Below are 19,742 nucleotides of genomic sequence, written 5' to 3'. Positions count from 1 at the left end.
GACGACTACCTGGTCGCGGACGCCGAGGGCAACAGCAACATCTCGGCCGAGGACTACGCGATCGTGCTGGTCGACGAGGTGGAGAAGCGCGAGCACGTCGGCCGCCGGTTCACCGCCGCCTACTAACCGCCGCGTACTAGTCGCGGCGAGTGCCCCGCCACGGACCTCTACGGACCGCGGCGGGGCACTCGACGTTTCGAAACGGGCCTACTTCCTGTTGCGCGGCCGCTTCTCGCGCACGCGCACCGAGATCTCGATCGGCGAGCCGACGAAGCCGAACTCCTCGCGCAGCCGCCGCTCGATGAACCGGCGGTATCCGGCGTCGAGGAAGCCCGAGGCGAACAGCACGAAGCGCGGCGGCCGCGTCCCGACCTGGGTGCCGAACAGGATACGCGGCTGCTTTCCGCCGCGCACCGGATGCGGGTGCTCCGCGACCAGCGAGCCGAGGAACGAGTTGAGCTTCGCCGTGGGGATGCGCGTGGCCCAGCCTTCGAGCGCGGCCTCGAGCGCGGGCACCAGCTTCTCCATGTGCCGGCCGGTGCGCGCGGAGATGTTCACCCGCGGCGCCCAGGTCACCTGCACCAGGTCCTTCTCGATCTCCCGCTCCAGGTAGAAGCGGCGCTCCTCGTCGAGCAGGTCCCACTTGTTGTAGGCCAGCACCAGGGCGCGGCCGGCCTCGGCGACCTTGGAGATGATCCGGGAGTCCTGCTCGGTGAGCGCGTCGCTGGCGTCGATCAGCACGACCGCGACCTCCGCCTTCTCGATCGCGGCGGCGGTGCGCAGCGAGGCGTAGAAGTCCGCGCCGTAGGTCTGGTGCACCCGGCGCCGGATGCCCGCCGTGTCCACGAAGCGCCAGGTCTTGCCGCCGAGCTCGACCAGTTCGTCCACCGGGTCGCGGGTGGTGCCCGCCACCGAGTCGACGACCACACGGTCCTCGCCGGCCAGCTTGTTGAGCAGCGAGGACTTGCCGACGTTGGGCTTGCCGACCAGTGCGACCCGGCGCGGCCCGCCGAGGCCGCCCGCGCCGAAGCCCTCGCGCGGCGGCTCGGGCAGCGCTTCGAGCGCGGCGTCGAGCAGGTCGCCGGAGCCGCGGCCGTGCATGGCGGAGACCGGGTGCGGTTCGCCGAGGCCGAGCGACCACAGCGCGTACGCCTCGGCCTCCTGCTGCTGGTTGTCCACCTTGTTCGCGGCCAGGATCACCGGCTTCTTCGTGCGCCGCAGCACCTTGACGAAGGCCTCGTCGGTGTTGGTCATGCCGACCGTGGCGTCCACGACGAGGATGACCGCGTCGGCCAGCTCGACCGCGATCTCGGCCTGCTCGGCGACCCGGGCCTCCATGCCCTCGACGTCGACCTCCCAGCCGCCGGTGTCCACCACGGTGAACCGGCGCCCGGCCCAGTTCGCCTCGTAGTACACCCGGTCGCGGGTGACGCCCGGCACGTCCTGCACGACCGCTTCGCGCCGGCCGAGGATCCGGTTGACCAGGGTCGACTTGCCGACGTTCGGGCGGCCGACGATGGCCAGCACCGGCAGCGGAGCCGAGGCGCCGGCCTCCTCGTCCTCGTCGCCGAGTTCGGCGGGCAGCGGTTCGGCGTTGCCGAATTCGTCGACGAACTCGCTCGGGTCGAACGGCGCGTCGAGGTCGTCGTCGAACGCGTCGTGGTCCACAGTCATCGCCAGTTCGTCCTTACCGATTACCTAGATCAATACGTCATTACCGCGTCGCGGCGTCAGGCATGGCCGGTTTCGCGGCGTGCCTGCTCGATGTGCCCGCGCAGTGCGTCACGCAGCTGCTCGCTGGCAGCCGCGACGGCCTTACGTCCGGTTCCGCGTCCGAGGTCGATCGGCGGGCCGTACACCACGTCGAGACGCGCGCGCAGCCTGGGCAGCGAGCCGATCGTCGTGCCGCGTGTACCCGCACCGAGGCAGGCCACCGGCACCACGGGCGCCCTCGAACGCAGCGCGAAGTACGCAAGACCATTGTGCATGGTCGCGAAGTCCTCCGCCGAACGCGTGCCTTCGGGGAACACTCCGAGTACGCCGCCTTGTTCCAGCACGCCGAGCGCGGCCTGGATCGCGGCCCGGTCGGCGCCGTGCCGGTCCACGCTGATCTGGCCGAGCCAGTGCAGCGCCGAGCCGATCACGCCGCGGAACATCTCGCGCTTGACCATGAAGTGCACCGGCCGCGGTGCGAGCCCGACGATCAACGGGCCGTCCAGGAAGCTGCTGTGGTTGCCGGCCAGGATGACCGGGCCGGAGGCGGGCACGTACTCGGCTCCGTGCAGCCTGATCTTCCAGAACGGCCGCAGCACGAAGGGTCCGATCCGGCGGGCGCGACGCGCCGCGTGCGCGGGCGGCACGACGCGGACAGCCGTCGTGGCGGGCGCCGGGCCGGCCGCGGGCGCGTTCGTCGGCGTGGTCATCCCCGCGCTGCCTCGACGAGTTCGACGACGCGCTCGATCACCTGAGCGAGGGTCAGGTGGGTCGCGTCGACGACGATCGCGCCAGGGGCGGCCTCGTGCGGACGAGTGGTCTTGGCGTCCTCGGCGTCGCGCCTGGCCAGGTCGGCGAGGGTGGTCACCGCGCCGCCGGTGGCGACCGCGCCGAGTTCGGCGCTGCGCCGCGCGGCCCTGGCCTCGGGGGACGCGGTCAGGAAGATCTTGCTTTCCGCACTCGGATACACCACGTCCGCTATGTCGCGGCCCTCGGCGACGACGCCGCCGGACTCGGCGAGCGCGGCGGCGATGATCTGCCGCTGCAATCCGATAAGCCGATCACGCACCGGCTGCACTCCGGCGACCGCGGAGACGGCGGCGGTGACCTCGGCAGTGCGGATCTGCGTTCCGACGTCCTCGCCGTCCACGCTGATCGACGGCTCGTCGGGGTCCGTACCGGAGACAATGATCGGCTTAACGCACGCCGCGGCGACCGCCTGCGGGTCGGTTACGTCGACGCCGTTGTGCAGCATCCACCACGTCATCGCGCGGTACTGGGCACCGGTGTCGAGGTAGCGGAGGCCGAGTCTGCGTGCCACGCCCTTGGACACGCTCGACTTTCCCGAGCCGGACGGCCCGTCCACCGCGACCACGATCGCCTTGTCAGTCACCTAGGCACCACGCTTTTCTCCTCGGACCCGACCCCCGGACGGAGATAAAGGGTATCGGTGCTGACGGGGCGTCAGGTCGCGGCGGTCAACGCGGCGGTCAGCTCCGCACGGTCCAGCCGCGCTCGGTCAGCCGCGCGGTCAGCGGTTCGGCCGACTCGGGCGCGACCTGGAGCGTGACCAGGCCGACCGGCTGGCCGGGCGAGTGCTCGATCCGCACGTCCTCGATGTTGACTCCGGCCGCTCCCGCCGCGGCGAACAGCCGAGCCAGTTCGCCGGGCGCGTCGCTGATGACGACGGGAACCGCGGCGTAGACCGCGCGCGGCGATCCGTGCTTGCCGGGGATGCGGGACTGTCCGGCGTTGCCGCGCCGCAGCAGCGAGACGAGCGCTTCACGCGCCGCGGCCTGCTTGTCGGCGTCCTGCGCGGTCAGTTCGCGTAGCGCGCCGACCGCCGCGTTCAGATCGGCCGCGTACTCCTCCAGCACGTCGGCGACCGCGGTCGCGTTCGCGGAGAGGATTTCCTGCCACAGCTGCGGGTCCCCGGCGGCGATCCTGGTCACGTCGCGCACCCCGGGCCCGGCGATCCGCGCGGCGTCCTCCGAGGCGTGCTCGAGGCGCGCGGCCATGATCGCCGAGACGACGTGCGGGGTGTGCGAGATCAGCGCGACCGCGTGGTCGTGATCGGCGGCGTCCATCACGACCGGGACCGCGCCGCACAGCGAGATCAGTTCCAGCGCCCGGTTGAGCGCGTCGCGGCCGGTCTCCGCGGTCGGGGTGAGTACCCAGGGACGGCCGTCGAACAGGTCGGCCCGCGCGCCCAGCGGCCCGGCGGTCTCGCGCCCCGACAGCGGATGCCCGCCGATGTAGGACTTCTGGTCCACTCCGTGCGCCGCGGCCGCGTTCTGCGGACCGGCCTTGACCGAGGCGACGTCCGTGTATGCGGAGGCGAGCCCGCGTCGCTGCACATCCGCGAGCACGGTTGCAACGTGAGCCGGCGGTACCGCAACCACCGCGAGATCCACGGGCGCCGATGGCTCCGATACGTCTCCCGCGCCGAGCGAGGCGGCGGTGCGTAGCGCGGACTCATCGCGGTCCGACAGATACACGGCCACGCCGCGGCGCGTTAGGGCGAGCGCTACCGATGTACCGATCAAACCGGTCCCGATGACCGCGGCTGTACGCATGCTCGCTACTGTGCGATATCCCGGCGCAGCGCGGTAGCCCCGCCGAGGTAGACATGCTGGATCTCCTGCTTCGACCGCAGCGTCTCGACATGCGCCAGGATCCGCACGACCCGCGGCAACGCCCCCGGCACGGCGATCTCCGCGGCGCACAGCAGCGGCGTGTCCACCAGGCCCAGCTCCCGCGCTGCCAGCGCGGGGAACTCGCTGGTCAGGTCCGGGGTGGAGGTGAAGATCATGGAGATGACGTCCTCGGCGGTGAAGCCGTTGGCCTCGAATAAAGCGCTCACCAGCTCGGTGGTCGCCTTGAGGACGAGCTGCCGCTCGTCCCCGTCCACCTGTACGGCCCCACGTACCGCGCGCACAGCCATCGCGGCCACCTCCCGTCCCGTCGATCGTCCTGGTCAGCCTAGCGACGACCCGACCAGCGCCGCCAACCGCGAACAGTTCTGTCCAATTGGCGGACAGCCGGGGGGCGCGCGGCACCCGCAAGGCTGGATTTGCCCGCGACGTAACCGGAAGCGCAACATTCGCCTGTTAAGCTGGTAGCCCGTGGATGACCGGCCGACCCCCACCCGGCCACTCGCTCGCAACGACCACGGGAGCCCCACGTTGGCAGTGTCCAGCCGTTCCGCAGCCCAGAGGAAACCTTCCGGACGCCCGACCAAGCATCTCTTCGTCACGGGGGGCGTCGCCTCCTCGCTCGGCAAGGGGTTGACCGCGTCCAGCCTCGGCGCGCTGCTCAAGGCGCGCGGGCTACGGGTCACCATGCAGAAGCTGGATCCGTATCTCAACGTCGATCCGGGCACCATGAACCCGTTCCAGCACGGCGAGGTGTTCGTCACAGACGACGGCGCCGAGACCGACCTGGACATCGGCCACTACGAGCGGTTCCTCGACACCGATCTGCACGGCTTCGCGAACGTGACCACCGGCCAGGTGTACTCCTCGGTGATCGCCAAGGAGCGGCGCGGCGAGTACCTCGGCGACACGGTGCAGGTCATCCCGCACATCACCAACGAGATCAAGGCCCGCATCCTGGCCATGGACGCGGTGGAGGTGGACGGCGCCCCGGTCGATATCGTGATCACCGAGATCGGCGGCACCGTCGGCGACATCGAGTCGCTGCCGTTTCTCGAGGCGGCCCGGCAGGTGCGCCACGAGATCGGCCGCGGCAACTGCTTCTTCCTGCACATCTCCCTGGTGCCGTACATCGGCCCGTCCGGCGAGCTGAAGACCAAGCCGACCCAGCACTCGGTGGCCGCGCTGCGCTCCATCGGCATCCAGCCGGACGCGATCGTGTGCCGCGCGGACCGGCCGATCCCGGACTCGATCAAGCGCAAGATCTCGCTGATGTGCGACGTGGACGAGGAGGCGGTGGCCACCGCGGCCGACGCGCCGTCGATCTACGACATCCCGAAGGTGCTGCACGCCGAGGGCCTGGACGCCTACGTGGTGCGCCGCCTCGACCTGCCGTTCCGGGACGTGGACTGGCACGCCTGGGACGACCTGCTGCGCCGGGTGCACAAGCCCAAGCACGAGGTGACCGTCGCGCTGGTCGGCAAGTACATCGACCTGCCGGACGCCTACCTGTCGGTGACCGAGGCGCTGCGCGCGGGCGGGTTCGCGAACGACGCGCGGGTCAAGATCAAGTGGGTGGCCTCCGACACCTGCGAGAGCGACGCGGGCGCGGCCAAGCAGCTCAAGGACGTCGACGCGGTGTGCATCCCCGGCGGCTTCGGAGTGCGCGGCATCGAGGGCAAGATCAACGCGGTGAAGTACGCGCGCGAGCACAAGCTGCCGACCCTGGGCCTGTGCCTGGGCCTGCAGTGCATGGTGATCGAGGCCGCCCGGCACCTGTCCGGCCTGGACGGCGCGGGCTCCAGCGAGTTCGACGAGAGCACCGAGCACCCGGTCATCTCGACGATGAAGGACCAGGTCGACATCCTCGCCGGCGGCGGCGACCTCGGCGGCACGATGCGCCTTGGCCTGTACCCCGCGGAGCTGGCCGAGGGCTCGATCGTGCGCGAGCTGTACGGCGAGGCGAAGATCGAGGAGCGGCACCGGCACCGCTACGAGGTCAACAACGACTACCGGGAGAAGATCGCGGCCGGGGGCCTGGTCTTCTCGGGTACATCTCCGGACGGCCGGCTGGTCGAGTTCATCGAGCTGCCGCGTGAGACGCATCCGTACTTCGTGGCCACGCAGGCGCACCCGGAGCTGCGTTCCCGGCCGACCCGGCCGCACCCGCTGTTCGTCGGCCTGGTCGCCGCGGCGGTCGCGCGACGCAACGGCAGCGGTGGCGGTAGCGGTAGCGGGAGTGGCAACAGCGGCGGTGGCAAGCAGCGCGGCTAACGCGCCGAGCCGCCGCGCGCATGACGCCGCGTAAGATCTCCAGCATGCCTTTCACATTGGCGGACAGCCCCGAGGAATGGCCGGTTGAGCTCACCGAGGACCTTGCAATCGGTGCGATCACCACATACCGGCGCGACCGGGTACGCATGCCGTCGGGTAAGGCACAGAACCGTGAATACACGCTGCATCCTGGCGCGGTAGCGATTCTGGCGCTCGACGACGCGGATCGGGTGCTCGTCATTACGCAGTATCGGCATCCGGTGCGGCACCGGCTGGTCGAACTGCCGGCTGGGCTACACGACAAGCGTGGTGACGGCGAGGCTCCGCTGGAGGCCGCACAGCGGGAGCTGTGGGAGGAGACGGATCTGCGGGCGGCGGACTGGCGCGTGCTCGCGGATTTCTACAACACGGCGGGCTCCTCGAACGAGGCGAGCCGGGTGTACCTGGCGCGCGGCGTCGAGACCGTGGACGGCGACTCCCACGACCGCGAGGACGAGGAGGCCGACATGCAGCAGGAGTGGGTCCCGTTCGAGGACCTGCTCCAGGCGGTGCTGGCCGGGCAGGTCGGCACCGCGGCCACCGTCGTCGGCGTGCTGGCGTTGGCTGCGGCGCGCAGCCGTCCGGAGGGCCTCGACTCGCTGCGCCCCGCCGACGCGCCGTGGGCCGCGCGACCGTTCTAGGCGGCGCGCTTTTTAACGTGTGCGACACAGATCCGCCCTCGGCCTTCGAATCCAAGGCCGGGGGCGGTCTTTTCCATAGAGCAAGAGCTTGCGAGGCGACACTCCGTCCGGGCTTGCCGCAAACCCGACGCAGCGTGTAAGGCCGCTTTGACCATGGCACAGGGCATCCGCGGATTAGGATTTCCACAACCGGCAACCGGCTCGTCCCGGTTCGGCACGGTTTCTCCGACATAGTCGTTTCATAGTCGTTTTCGCTCAAAGGACGATACGCCGTGAAGGTCGGTATTCCCCGCGAAGTCAAGAACCACGAGTACCGGGTCGCGATCACCCCGGCGGGTGTCCACGAGCTGACCCGCGCAGGACATGAGGTGTTCGTCGAGGCCCAGGCCGGAGTCGGCTCCTCGATCCCGGACGCGGACTTCGCCGCCGCCGGGGCCGAGATCCTGCCGAGCGCCGACGAGGTGTGGGCGACGGGTGACCTGATCCTGAAGGTCAAGGAGCCGGTGGCGAGCGAGTACCACCGCATCCGGCGCGACCAGACCCTGTTCACCTATCTGCACTTGGCCGCCTCGCGCGAGTGCACCGACGCGCTGCTGAAGGCGGGCGTCACGGCGATCGCGTACGAGACGGTGCAGCTGCCGAACGGCTCGCTGCCGCTGCTCGCCCCGATGTCCGAGGTCGCCGGCCGGCTGGCTCCGCAGGTCGGCGCGTACAACCTGATGCGCTTCTCGGGCGGCCGCGGGGTGCTGCCCGGCGGCGTGCCCGGCGTGGCCCCGGCAAAGGCGGTCGTGATCGGCGCGGGCGTCTCCGGCTGGCACGCGACGACGATCGCGGCCGGGATGGGCTTCGAGGTGACGCTGCTCGACCGCGACATCGCGAAGCTGCGCGAGGCGGAGAAGGTCTTCGGCAACCAGATCAAGACGCTGGCTTCCAACGCGTTCACGCTTGAGCGCGCGGTGCTGGAGGCGGACCTGGTGATCGGCGCGGTGCTGATTCCCGGAGCCAAGGCGCCCAAGCTGGTGAGCAACGAGCTGGTCTCCCGGATGAAGCCGGGTTCGGTGCTGGTGGACGTCGCGATCGACCAGGGCGGCTGCTTCGAGGACTCGCGGCCGACCACGCACGCCGAGCCGACGTTCCGGGTGCACGAGTCAGTGTTCTACTGCGTCGCGAACATGCCCGGCGCGGTGGCGAACACCTCGACCTACGCGCTGACCAACGTGACCCTGCCTTACGCGCTGGAGCTGGCGAACAAGGGTTGGCGGGAAGCCTGCCGCGCCGACCACGCGCTCGCGCTCGGCCTGAACACGCACGCCGGCGAGGTCACCTACGCCCCCGTCGCCGAGGCGCACGGGCTTCCCTCGCTCAAGCTCGACGAGGTCTTGGCCTAAGCAGGCGGGAGACGATCGGAAGAATCGCGCCGATCTAGATCTTTCGAGCTAACGAGACCGGCCCGCGCTCGGATTCACGAGCGCGGGCCGGTCTTTTGCTCAGGGCTATATGAGAGCTCTTATCCGGCGGGAAAACGGGATACGTGGGCGTCCCGACGGATTCCTCTCACGATTACTGCTGCGGCGGCTGCTGCCCCCACGTCGGGGGCTGGTCGCCCGGCTGCGCGTATCCGGAAGCGGGCGGGACATAGCCGCCGGCCGGCGGGGCGTACCCGGCCTCCTGCGGCTGCTGCTGTCCCTTGAAAGCCGCGCCGATGTTGTTGAGCGTGCCGCCGGCGGCGGTGAATCCGAGATATGCGAAAACGGTCGCGACGATGGCGAGCACCAGGCCGATGTAGGTGCCGAAGTCCGCCCCCGCGGACCCGTAGGCGTCCGACACCGTCGGGTAGCTCAGCCAGCGAATCAACACAATGATGGTGGCGAGCAGCGAAGCCGCGCCGAAGCTGGCGTAGCCGCCGCGGACGCTGACGTTCTGCCCGAACGCCGGCAGCACCAGCAGCACGGCGACCGCGAGCAGCAGCAGCATCGGGAACCACGCCCAGAAGCCGACATCCCACGCATTGCCGGAGACGCTGCCGCCGGCGATGACCCCCAGTTCGCCCTTGAAGCTCACCGAATACCACGGCAGGAAACTGTCGATGAATGCGAGCAGCCCGACGATCGCCAGGACGCGCTCGGAACGACCGAGCTTCGTCAGATCCATTTACCCTTACCCCTCCTAGGTGCGCGCCGACTAGCGTCAGCGGCGACCCGCGTATCCAGCGCGGGCTGCCATACTTGTACAGCCTCGGACCACCCCCGGATAGGGTTCGTAAGCGAAACGTGCCCTTAAGGGCAGATGTGGATCTACAGGCAGGCATTAACTCGCGGTGCCGTGCATCAGCTTGCGGCCGCCTCGCTTCGTCCACCGGTTTCTGACGGGCCATCAGGACTCATCCAAGGTCCAACAAGTTGACCGAGACCGTCCCGTGATGATGATTTGTCGACGAAATCTCGTTCCCCTGCGCGCGTTGCGCCACCAGAGCGACGTCTCCTTGCTGTAATTGGAGGGTCCCGCCTAGAGTCGAGTCGCCCTGGCGTCAGGACGATGAATACATAGGTCGACAATTGACGCCGCCACGGTGGACACTTGCTGTCGGGGCACCGTCGGGGGCCTCGCCCCGCAAGCACTTGGGAGGATGACCGGCAGGTGAGCGAATCCACATACGCCGACCCGCAGACGGCGGCGCTCGCCGGAGGGAGCGGTCGAGGAGGAACGGTTGTGACCAGCGGTGCGTGGACCGGCGACGTCGAGATCGACGACCCGTACGGCATCGACGACGAACTTCGCTTCGAGGACGGCTTCGACCCCGACGCGGAAATAGAGCCGGATCCCGAGTACGCGGCCACCCTCGCGCCGGATCCGGCGACGCAGCGGCGCGAGCGGGTCGGGCCGACCGGCCGCCCGATGCCGCGGTTCCCCGCTCCCCGCCCCGCCCACGAGCACGGCCCCGCGAAGATCATCGCGATGTGCAACCAGAAGGGCGGGGTCGGCAAGACCACCTCGACCATCAACCTGGGCGCCGCGCTGGCCGAGTACGGTCGCAAGGTCCTGCTGGTCGACTTCGACCCGCAGGGCGCGCTCTCGGTCGGCCTCGGCGTGAATCCGATGGAGCTGGACCGCACCGTCTACAACCTGCTGATGGAGCGCGGCGTCGGCCTCGACGACATCCTGCTCAAGACGGTCACGCCCGGCATGGACCTGCTGCCGAGCAACATCGACCTGTCCGCGGCCGAGGTGCAGCTGGTCACCGAGGTGGCCCGCGAGTCCTCGCTGGCGCGCGCGCTCAAGCCCGCGATGTCCGAGTACGACTACATCATCATCGACTGCCAGCCCTCGCTCGGCCTGCTCACCGTCAACGCCCTGACGGCGGCGCACAGCGTGATCGTCCCGCTGGAATGCGAGTTCTTCGCGCTGCGCGGCGTCGCGCTGCTCACCGAGACGATCGAGAAGGTGCGCGAGCGGCTGAATCCGGACCTTGAGCTCGACGGCATCCTCGCCACGATGTACGACGCGCGTACGGTACACAGCCGCGAGGTGCTCGCCCGGGTCGTGCAAGCGTTCGGCGACCAGGTGTTCCACACGGTCATCGGCCGCACGGTGCGCTTCCCGGAGACCACGGTGGCCGGGGAGCCGATCACGTCGTACGCGTCGAGTTCGGTCGGCGCCGCCGCGTACCGCCAGCTCGCCAGGGAGGTGCTGGCGAGGTGCCCCGCCGAGTGAGGATGCCCGCCGCCGACGAACTCTTCCGGCCTACCGGCGCGAGCGGCATAACCGGGCCGGCGCTGTCCACGGTCGGCAGCGCGGCACGCGCGCCGCGGTCAGGCACCGACCGGCTGCGCGCCGTGCCCGACCCGGTGGAGGAGGAGCCCGGCCACGAGGCCGAGGGCTACGCGCCTGGCTACGACGAGGCCGGGCCGCAGGAGCAGCAGACGCGCCCAGGCCGCGTGCGGTCCACATCCCGGCCCCGCGGTACCGCGGCGCGCGGGGCAAGCGGCCGGGAGCGACACGACGAGAAGATCACCGTGTACGTCTCGCCCGAGGAACTGCTCGCCCTGGAGCAGGCGCGGATCATGCTGCGCGCGGAGCACGGCCTCGCGGTGGACCGGGGCCGGATCGTGCGTGAGGCGATTGACCTGGTGCTGGCCGACTTCGATCAGAACGGCGAGAGCTCGATGCTGGTCGAGACGCTGCGCGGGCATTAGGAGCGCAGCCGCCCCGGCCAGGCGCGTTAGGCCCGGATACGGGCCGACCGGCGTAATAGAGTTGAGTCTGTGGAACCGACCGAGCCCGTGCCGACGGCCGAACCTGAGTCGGCGGCCGAGCCCGTGCGGCCGCACGACGTCGCGTTCTCGGACGCCTCGTCATCGGACGGCGCGCCATCAGACACCGCGCCCGCAGTAGGCACTGAGCCGTCGGAGGTGCAGGTACCGGCGCCGGGCGACATCCGTACCGGCCGCGGCCGCGCCAATGCGTTCCAGGTGCACCTCGAGGAGTTCGAGGGCCCGTTCGACCTGCTGCTGAGCCTGATCGCCAAGCACAAGCTGGACGTCACCACGCTCGCGCTGTCAAAGGTCACGGACGAGTTCATCGCCTTCATCAACAGCAAGGGCTCGGACTGGGACCTGGACCAGGCCAGCGAGTTCCTGCTGGTCGCGGCGACGCTGCTGGACCTGAAGGCGGCCCGGCTGCTGCCGGCGGCCGAGGTCGAGGACGAAGAGGACCTGGCGCTGCTCGAGGCGCGCGACCTGCTGTTCGCGCGGCTGCTGCAGTACCGCGCCTACAAGCAGGTCGCCTCGGAACTGGCGCAGCGTTTCGCGTTCGGCTCACTGCGCCACCCGCGCTCGGTGCCGCTGGAGCCGGCGTTCAAGGAACTGCTGCCCGAGGTGCTGATCAGCCTGTCGCCCGAGCAGTTCGCGGCGCTGGCGGTGCGCGCGATGACGCCGCGTCAGGCGCCGACCGTCTCGATCGAGCACATCCACCAGATCAGCGTCTCGATCCGCGAGCAGGCGAACGTGATCGCGGAGAAGCTGCGCAGGCTGCGCACCGCGACCTTCCGCACGCTCATCGCCGACGCGCCCGACACGATCCACATCGTGGCCCGCTTCCTGGCCCTGCTGGAGCTGTTCCGGGAGAAGGCGGTCGGCTTCGACCAGCTGGCCCCGTTCGGCGAGCTGACAGTGCGTTGGACCGGCACCGACGAGGGCGAGATCGAAGTCGAGGAGGAGTTCGAGGGCAGCGCGGACCAGAGCGCGGACCAGCAGGCCGACCCGGACGATGAACGGCCGGTCACCCTCGCGGTAGTGCCGGCACAACGCACGCAGGAGGCATCCGAGTGAGCACCAGCGACGAAGAAGCACGACCCGGCGGCGGGGCGGCGTTCTGGGCGGCGCTCGGCGTGCGGATAGAGCCGGAGCCTGAGGCCGAGGCTGAGTCGGAGTCGGAGGTCTCGGAAGACATCGAGGAATCCGCAGTAGTCGATGCCGTTACGGAGCCCGGCGAGACGCACAAGGCAGACGAAGCCGAGCCGGAACCGGCCGACGAAGAGCAGCGGACCGAGCGGGAAGAGGACTGGGAACCGGCCGCCGTCAGCGCCGTACCCGAAATCGCCATCCCGGCGCAGGCCCAGGCGTCGATCGACGAGCTCGAGCCGCAGGAGGGCGACGTCGTCGACGGCCTGGCCGCGCTGAACGAGACGCTGGCCGAGAACCGGCGGGCCCGCGAGAACGCGCCGCGCCCCGAACCGGCCTGGCAGCTGGCCGGCGAGCTGTCCGGAGCGCTGCCGCCGCTCAAGGCCTGCCTCGAGGCGATCCTGATGGTGGTCGACGAACCGGTCACCGACGTGGTTCTCGCGCAGGTCATCGAGCGGCCGAAGGGCGAGGTCGCCGACGCGCTGCGCGAGCTGGCCGAGGAGTACACGCAGCAGCGCCGCGGCTTCGAACTGCGCGAAGTGGGCATCGGCGACGGTTCGGCCTCCGGGACGACCGGCTGGCGGATGTACTCGCGCCCGGAGTGCGCCCCGGTGGTCGAACGCTTCGTGCGCGACGGCCAGCAGGCCAAGCTCACCCAGGCCGCTTTGGAGACTCTGGCCGTGGTGGCCTATCGTCAGCCGGTCAGCCGCTCTAAGGTGTCCGCGATCCGCGGGGTCAACTGCGACGGGGTGATGCGGACCCTGCTGGCCCGCGGCCTGGTCGAGGAGTGCGGTACCGAGCACGAGACCGGGGCGCTGCTGTACCAGACGACCGGGTACTTCCTGGAGCGGATGGGCCTCAAGAGCCTGGAAGAACTGCCTGACCTCGCCCCGCTGCTGCCCACGGCCGCGGAGGTCGAGGAAGAGGCCTGACCGAACCATTGATGTATGACGTTTGACGTGTGATGGAGACGAAAATGGAACGGCGCGCGACGCCCCAGCACGATCCGAACGAGGAGGGCGTGCGCCTGCAGAAGGTCCTGGCCGCCGCCGGGGTCGGTTCGCGCCGCGCCTGCGAGGAGCTGATCGAGCAGGGCCGGGTGACTGTGGACGGCAAGCGGGTGCTCACGCAAGGCATGCGCGTGGACCCGGAGAAGGTGGTCATCCACGTGGACGGGATGCGCGTCGCCTCCGCGTCCGACGCCACCTACCTGGCGGTCAACAAGCCGCAGGGCGTGCTCTCGACGATGACCGACCCGGAGGGCCGGCCGAACCTCGGCGATCTGGTGGAAGGGCGCGCGCAGCGGCTGTTCCACGTCGGCCGGCTGGACGCGGAGACCGAGGGCCTCATCCTGCTGATGAACGACGGCGAGCTCGCGCACCGGCTCACGCACCCTTCATACGGCGTGCAGAAGACCTACGTCGCGCAGGTGGAGGGCGTCATTCCGCGCGACCTGGGCAAGCGGCTGCGCGAAGGCATCCTGCTGGAGGACGGCCTCGCACGGGTCGACAGCTTCAAGATGGTGGACGCGGTCGGCCGGCACGCGCTGGTCGAGGTGGTGCTGCACGAGGGGCGCAAGCACATCGTGCGGCGGCTGCTGGCGGAGGCCGGCTTCCCGGTGAACCGGCTGGTGCGCACCAAGTTCGGACCGGTGTCGCTGGGCGACCAGCGGCCGGGCAAGGTGCGCGGGCTGACCCGCGAGGAGATCGGGTCGCTGTACAAGGCGGTGGGCCTGTAAGCCGACGCGCTGGCGTGCGGTTTCGCGCATATCGTGGGGCCGGTCGATCTCGGATCGACCGGCCCCTTCGCGTGCCCGTCGGCTAGCGTGCCCCTAAACTTAAATGATTCGTTCTCTTGAACTGTTCGTGTTTATGAAGGTAGGTTGGGCGCCATGACCGCTCCCCGTACTCCGACCGCCGCCGAGGAACTGCGCGGCGCCGGCCTGCGGGTGACGGCCGCCCGCGTCGCCCTGCTCGAGACCGTGCGGCACGGCGATCACCTCGGGGTCGAGGCGATCGCCACCGGGGTGCGCGAGCGCGTGGGCCACATCTCCCTGCAGGCCGTGTACGAGGCCCTCGACGCGCTGACCGTCGCGGGCCTGGTGCGACGCATCGAACCGGCCGGCAGTCCGGCCCGTTTCGAGGGTCGGGTCGGAGACAACCACCACCACATCGTGTGCCGGTCGTGCGGCGTCGTCGCGGACGTCGACTGCGCGGTCGGCGAGGCCCCCTGCCTCACCGCCTCCGACGAGCACGGCTTCGCGATAGACGAGGCCGAGGTCATCTACTGGGGCCTGTGCCCCGACTGCTCCACCACGCCCGAAGCCGCTTGACCACCAGTCTCAAGCCGCGGCCCCGGCCGCGGCCGCAAGCACCGTGATCCGCCGAGTCCGGAAGGATTCCCCATGACCGAGAACCACGACGCGATCGTCACCGACCCGAAGACGGAGGGCAGCGCTGGAGGCTGCCCGGTCGCGCACGACCGCGCGCTACATCCGACCCAGGGCGGCGGCAACCGTCAGTGGTGGCCGGAGCGGCTCAACCTGAAGATCCTCGCCAAGAACCCCGCGGTGGCCAACCCGCTGGGCGAGGGCTTCGACTACGCCGCGGCGTTCAAGTCGCTCGACCTGCCCGCCGTCAAGCGGGACATCGCGCAGGTGCTGACCACCTCGCAGGACTGGTGGCCGGCCGACTTCGGCAACTACGGCCCGTTCATCATCCGGATGGCCTGGCACAGCGCCGGCACCTACCGGATCAGCGACGGCCGCGGCGGCGCCGGGGCCGGGCAGCAGCGCTTCGCCCCGCTCAACAGCTGGCCGGACAACGGCAACCTGGACAAGGCGCGCCGGCTGCTGTGGCCGATCAAGAAGAAGTACGGCCAGAAGCTGTCCTGGGCCGACCTGATGATCCTGGCCGGCAACGTGGCGCTGGAGGAGATGGGCTTCCAGACCTTCGGCTTCGGCGGCGGGCGCGCGGACGTCTGGGAGCCGGACGAGGACGTGTACTGGGGCCCGGAGACCACCTGGCTGGGCGACGAGCGCTACACCGGCGACAGGGAGCTCGAGAACCCGCTGGGCGCGGTACAGATGGGCCTGATCTACGTCAACCCGGAGGGCCCGAACGGCAATCCGGACCCGCTGGCCGCCGCCCGCGACATCCGGGAGACCTTCCGCCGGATGGCGATGAACGACGAGGAGACCGTCGCGCTGATCGCCGGCGGCCACACCTTCGGCAAGACGCACGGCGCGGGCCCGGCGGACAACGTCGGCCCCGACCCCGAGGCGGCCCCGATCGAGCAGCAGGGCCTGGGCTGGCGCAACGCGTTCGGCACCGGCAAGGGCAACGACACCATCACCAGCGGCCTCGAGGGCATCTGGACGCACACCCCGACCCAGTGGGACAACAGCTTCTTCGAGACGCTGTTCGGCTACGAGTGGGAGCAGTACCAGAGCCCGGCCGGAGCCTGGCAGTGGCGGCCGAAGGACGGCGCCGGCGACGGCACCGTCCCGGACCCGCACGACCCGTCCAAGCGCCGCCACCCCACCATGCTGACGACCGACCTGTCGCTGCGGGTGGACCCGATCTACGAGCCGATCTCGCGCCGCTTCCTGGAGAACCCGGAGGCGTTCGCGGACGCCTTCGCGCGGGCCTGGTACAAGCTGACGCACCGTGACATGGGCCCGGTCGTGCGCTACCTCGGCCCCGAGGTCCCGAGCGAGGTGCTGATCTGGCAGGACCCGCTGCCCGCGGTGACGCACCAGCTCGTGGACGCCGCCGACATCGCCGACCTCAAGGCGCGGATCGCCGAGTCCGGCCTGACGGTCTCGCAGCTCGTGTCGACCGCCTGGGCCTCGGCCTCGACCTTCCGCGGCAGCGACAAGCGCGGCGGCGCGAACGGCGCCCGCATCCGCCTCGAGCCGCAGATCGGCTGGGAGGTCAACGAGCCCGACCAGCTGGCCGCCGTGCTGCGCACCCTGGAGGGGATCCACCAGGCCTTCAACGGCTCGCGGACGGACGGCAAGCAGGTCTCCCTGGCCGACCTGATCGTGCTGGCCGGCGGCGTCGGCGTCGAGCAGGCCGCGAAGGCCGCCGGGGTCGAGGTCGAGGTGCCGTTCACTCCGGGCCGCGTGGACGCCTCGCAGGAGCAGACCGACGTCGAGTCCTTCGCCGCGCTGGAGCCGACCGTGGACGGCTTCCGCAACTACCTGGGCAAGGGCAACCGGCTTCCGGCCGAGTACCTGCTGCTGGACAAGGCGAACCTGCTGACGCTCAGCGCCCCGGAGATGACCGTCCTGGTCGGCGGCCTGCGCGTGCTGGGCGCCAACCACGGGCAGTCGCGGCTCGGCGTGTTCACCGCCACCCCGGGCGCGCTGACCAACGACTTCTTCGTCAACCTGCTGGACCTCGGCACGATCTGGCACGCGACCGCGCAGGACGCGAACGCCTTCGAGGGCCGCGACGCGGTCACCGGCGAGGTCAAGTGGACCGGCAGCCGGGCGGACCTGGTCTTCGGGTCCAACTCCGAGCTGCGGGCGCTCGCCGAGGTCTACGCGAGCGACGACGCGAAGGAGAAGTTCGTCGGCGACTTCGTCGCGGCGTGGACCAAGGTGATGGAGCTGGACCGGTTCGACCTGGTCTGAGAATCGCTTGCCTGAGCGCGGCGCTGGAAAGCGCCCGCTGAAAGCGAAACACCTGCGGCGTCCAGGCCGGCCCCCCGTGGCCGTCCTGGACGCCGCTGTGTTGGGCGCGCCCGCCTGATCACCGCACTTTGGCCAGGCGGGTCGCCAGCACCCCGCCGAGCAGCGCCACGATCCCGGTGACGATCATGACCACCGTGATCGCGTGCGCCGAGGCGTGGACGTGCGCCTGGGCGAGCAGGTTGAGGAACAGGGTGCCGAAGGTGGCGATGCCGACCACCTGGCTGATCTGCGCCGTCGTGGAGATCACGCCGCTGGCGTCGGCGGCGTCGGTCACCGGGATCCGCGCGAGCATGGTGCCGAGCAGCGGGCTGTAGGCCAGGCCGAGGCCGAGGCCGTTGACCGCCTGCAGGATCCAGCGCGCCAGGCCGCCAGTCGTGCCGTCGTGCAGCACCCCGGCGAGGGCGAAGGAGCTGAGCGCCACGGTCACGAACCCGGTGACGACCAGCCACGGGTAGTAGCGCGGCGGCAGCTTGCGCCACCGCATGGAGACCACGAAGATCGCGCCGGCCGCCGGGGCGCCGGCCAGTCCCGCGTCCAGCGCGCTGAAGCCGAGCGCGCCCTGCAGGTGCAGCGTCATCGCGAAGAAGCCGCCGGTCATCGCGGCCATGACCACGAACATCAGGCTGATCGAGAGCGCGAAGCCGGGCAGCCGCAGCGTGCGTCCCGGGATGATCGGGGTGCCGCCGCGCCGACCGAGCCTGCTTTCCACGGCCACGAACCCGGCCGCGCCGAGCACGCTGGCGGCCAGCAGCAGCCAGCCCCACAGCGGCCAGTGCTCGTCGTGCCCGAGCACCAGCGGGACCACGAAGAACAGCACGGTCGGGGTCAGCACCGCGACGCCGGCCGGGTCGAGCCCACGCCCCCGCTCGCCCCTGTCCTTGGGCAGCACCCGGCCGCTGATGACGAGCGCGGCCAGGCCGACCGGAACGTTGATCAGGAACGCCGGGCGCCAGGTGGAGCCGAAGAGGTTGGCGCTGACCAGCAGGCCGCCGATGACCTGTCCGACCGCCGCGCCGCCCGCGATGACCGCCGTGTACATGCTGGTGGCGCGCAGCCGGCCCGGTCCGTTGAAGGTGCGCTGGATGATGGAGAGCACCTGCGGCACCATCGCGGCCGCGCCGACGCCCTGCAGCCCGCGGAAGGCGATCAGCGCGCCGATGTTCGGGGCCAGGCCGCAGGCGAGGGAGGCGAGGGTGAACAGGGCCAGTCCGGCGCGGAACATCCGGCCGTGGCCCCACAGGTCGCCGAGGCGCGCGCCGGTCACGATCAGCACGGCATAGGTGATGGTGTATCCGGAGACTGACAGTTGCAGGCCGGCCCCGGTGGCGTGCAGCTCGGTGTGGATCGTCGGCAGCGCGACGTTGACGACGGCGACGTCGAGCACCGCCATGAACATCGCGATGAGCACGGTCCACAGCAGCGGCCCCTTGGCGTCCACGCTCTTCGATGACGCGGGCGCCTGAGCGGCTATGGTGGGCGAAGGCTGAGTGACTTGAGCAGCAGTCGTGCTTGACATGAGCTCAGCTTCGCGGCGCGCCGATCCTGTTACCAAGAGCCTGCTTATCCTGGTACCAACACTACCTGGATCATTCCCGCCGCTTCCCGCAAGATGGTGGCATGGCGGTCCAGACGCTCAGCGAAAACCTGCTCGCCCCCGGCAAGGTGCGCCGCACCGAGCTGGGCACCTTCCTGCGCAGCCGCCGCGAGCGGCTCTCGCCTGAGGACGTGGGCCTGCCGCCGAGCCTGCGCCGCCGCACCCCGGGCCTGCGGCGCGAGGAGGTGGCGCAGCTCGCCGGGGTCGGGGTGACCTGGTACACGTGGCTGGAGCAGGGCCGGCCGATCAACGCGAGCACGCAGGTGCTCGACTCGATCGCCAAGACGCTGCGCCTCGACGCGGACGAGCACAACCACCTGTACCGGCTCGCCGACGTGCCCAGGCTCGCCCCGGTGACCAGGCCTTCGTGCACTGTGGAGCCCGCGGTGCAGCAGGTCCTCGACGAACTGTCTTCCATCGCCTGCGTCATCAACGAACGCTTCGACCTGCTCGCCTGGAACGCCACCTACCAGCTGCTGTTTCCCGGGTTGGAGAACTTCCGCGGCAAGTACCGCAACACGGTGTGGAGCGTCTTCACCTCTCCCGGTTGTTGCCACCCGTATGTCAACCGGGCCGAGGAGACTCCGCGGATCGTGGCCACGCTGCGTGCTGCCTACGCACACCACGTCGGCGAACCGTACTGGGAGCAGTTCATCAAAGACCTGTTAGACCGCAGCCCCGAGTTCACCAGGCTCTGGGCACAGCACGAGGTGGCCGGTTACGGCACCC

General features: G+C 70.2%; 18 protein-coding genes. 11 read left to right on the top strand and 7 right to left on the bottom strand.

The genetic code is table 11. The features are described from left to right. Positions 1-207: 207 nt before the first annotated feature. The 5 genes from der to aroH all read right to left on the bottom strand — a co-directional run bounded on the left by der (position 208) and on the right by aroH (position 4,657). Entirely contained in the window at positions 208-1,674 is a 1,467-nt protein-coding gene (der, locus tag VFB40_RS14565; RefSeq protein ID WP_324850933.1) for a ribosome biogenesis GTPase Der, read from the bottom strand. Positions 1,675-1,730: 56 nt separating this feature from the next. Further along, positions 1,731-2,423 carry a lysophospholipid acyltransferase family protein gene (locus tag VFB40_RS14560; protein ID WP_324850931.1) on the bottom strand — a complete coding sequence of 231 codons (693 nt, stop codon included), beginning with the start codon at positions 2,421-2,423 and terminating at the stop codon, positions 1,731-1,733. Then, entirely contained in the window at positions 2,420-3,106 is a 687-nt protein-coding gene (gene cmk, locus VFB40_RS14555; RefSeq protein WP_324850929.1) for a (d)CMP kinase, read from the bottom strand. The genes VFB40_RS14560 and cmk overlap by 4 nt, the downstream gene beginning before the upstream one ends. Positions 3,107-3,203: 97 nt before the next feature. Beyond that, positions 3,204-4,289, bottom strand: a complete 1,086-nt coding sequence (locus VFB40_RS14550; protein WP_324850927.1) for a prephenate dehydrogenase — start codon at positions 4,287-4,289, stop codon at positions 3,204-3,206. A 5-nt stretch (positions 4,290-4,294) separates the two neighbouring features. Then, positions 4,295-4,657, bottom strand: a complete 363-nt coding sequence (aroH, locus tag VFB40_RS14545; RefSeq protein WP_324850926.1) for a chorismate mutase — start codon at positions 4,655-4,657, stop codon at positions 4,295-4,297. A gap of 247 nt (positions 4,658-4,904) precedes the next feature. On the opposite strand from aroH, the gene pyrG reads away from it, so the two are divergent. The 3 genes from pyrG (at position 4,905) to ald (ending at position 8,709) form a co-directional block, all read left to right on the top strand. Next, the gene (gene pyrG, locus VFB40_RS14540; protein WP_349261479.1) at positions 4,905-6,641 is read left to right on the top strand and encodes a CTP synthase; all 1,737 of its coding nucleotides are present in this window, start codon (positions 4,905-4,907) and stop codon (positions 6,639-6,641) included. A gap of 44 nt (positions 6,642-6,685) precedes the next feature. Beyond that, complete coding sequence (locus VFB40_RS14535) at positions 6,686-7,321, top strand: NUDIX domain-containing protein (RefSeq protein WP_324850922.1); 636 nt, start codon at positions 6,686-6,688, stop codon at positions 7,319-7,321. A gap of 272 nt (positions 7,322-7,593) precedes the next feature. Beyond that, complete coding sequence (gene ald, locus VFB40_RS14530; protein ID WP_324850920.1) at positions 7,594-8,709, top strand: alanine dehydrogenase; 1,116 nt, start codon at positions 7,594-7,596, stop codon at positions 8,707-8,709. A 172-nt stretch (positions 8,710-8,881) separates the two neighbouring features. Here ald and VFB40_RS14525 read toward each other — a convergent pair whose 3' ends face one another. Beyond that, positions 8,882-9,472, bottom strand: coding sequence for a hypothetical protein (locus VFB40_RS14525; protein WP_324850918.1), 591 nt, complete (start codon positions 9,470-9,472; stop codon positions 8,882-8,884). A 591-nt stretch (positions 9,473-10,063) separates the two neighbouring features. Here VFB40_RS14525 and VFB40_RS14520 point away from each other — a divergent pair. The 7 genes from VFB40_RS14520 to katG all read left to right on the top strand — a co-directional run bounded on the left by VFB40_RS14520 (position 10,064) and on the right by katG (position 17,359). Continuing rightward, positions 10,064-11,032, top strand: a complete 969-nt coding sequence (locus VFB40_RS14520; RefSeq protein ID WP_349260235.1) for a ParA family protein — start codon at positions 10,064-10,066, stop codon at positions 11,030-11,032. A gap of 2 nt (positions 11,033-11,034) precedes the next feature. Continuing rightward, positions 11,035-11,514 carry a cobyrinic acid a,c-diamide synthase gene (locus VFB40_RS14515; RefSeq protein WP_324850935.1) on the top strand — a complete coding sequence of 160 codons (480 nt, stop codon included), beginning with the start codon at positions 11,035-11,037 and terminating at the stop codon, positions 11,512-11,514. Between the two features lie 69 nt (positions 11,515-11,583). After that, positions 11,584-12,648 (top strand): segregation and condensation protein A, encoded by a 1,065-nt coding sequence (locus VFB40_RS14510; protein WP_324850916.1) that lies wholly within the window; start codon positions 11,584-11,586, stop codon positions 12,646-12,648. Between the two features lie 416 nt (positions 12,649-13,064). Beyond that, positions 13,065-13,652 carry an SMC-Scp complex subunit ScpB gene (gene scpB / locus VFB40_RS28585; RefSeq protein WP_349261477.1) on the top strand — a complete coding sequence of 196 codons (588 nt, stop codon included), beginning with the start codon at positions 13,065-13,067 and terminating at the stop codon, positions 13,650-13,652. Between the two features lie 44 nt (positions 13,653-13,696). Then, positions 13,697-14,458, top strand: coding sequence for a pseudouridine synthase (locus VFB40_RS14500; protein WP_324850912.1), 762 nt, complete (start codon positions 13,697-13,699; stop codon positions 14,456-14,458). 153 nt (positions 14,459-14,611) lie between these two features. Further along, positions 14,612-15,052 (top strand): Fur family transcriptional regulator, encoded by a 441-nt coding sequence (locus VFB40_RS14495; RefSeq protein WP_324850910.1) that lies wholly within the window; start codon positions 14,612-14,614, stop codon positions 15,050-15,052. Between the two features lie 72 nt (positions 15,053-15,124). Further along, a complete protein-coding gene (gene katG / locus VFB40_RS14490; protein ID WP_324850908.1) occupies positions 15,125-17,359 on the top strand; it encodes a catalase/peroxidase HPI in 2,235 nt (744 codons plus the stop codon). A gap of 118 nt (positions 17,360-17,477) precedes the next feature. On the opposite strand, the gene VFB40_RS14485 is transcribed toward katG, so the two are convergent. Beyond that, a complete protein-coding gene (locus VFB40_RS14485) occupies positions 17,478-18,935 on the bottom strand; it encodes an MFS transporter (RefSeq protein WP_324850906.1) in 1,458 nt (485 codons plus the stop codon). Between the two features lie 101 nt (positions 18,936-19,036). On the opposite strand from VFB40_RS14485, the gene VFB40_RS14480 reads away from it, so the two are divergent. Then, the coding region (locus VFB40_RS14480; protein ID WP_324850904.1) for a helix-turn-helix transcriptional regulator at positions 19,037-19,742 on the top strand (706 nt) is incomplete at its 3' end.

The sequence above is a fragment of the Actinocrinis sp. genome (assembly GCF_035650855.1).
Taxonomy (GTDB): domain Bacteria; phylum Actinomycetota; class Actinomycetes; order Streptomycetales; family Catenulisporaceae; genus Actinocrinis.
Note: the sequence above shows the minus strand (reverse complement) of the source record. Positions and strands in the feature narration are given on the sequence as shown.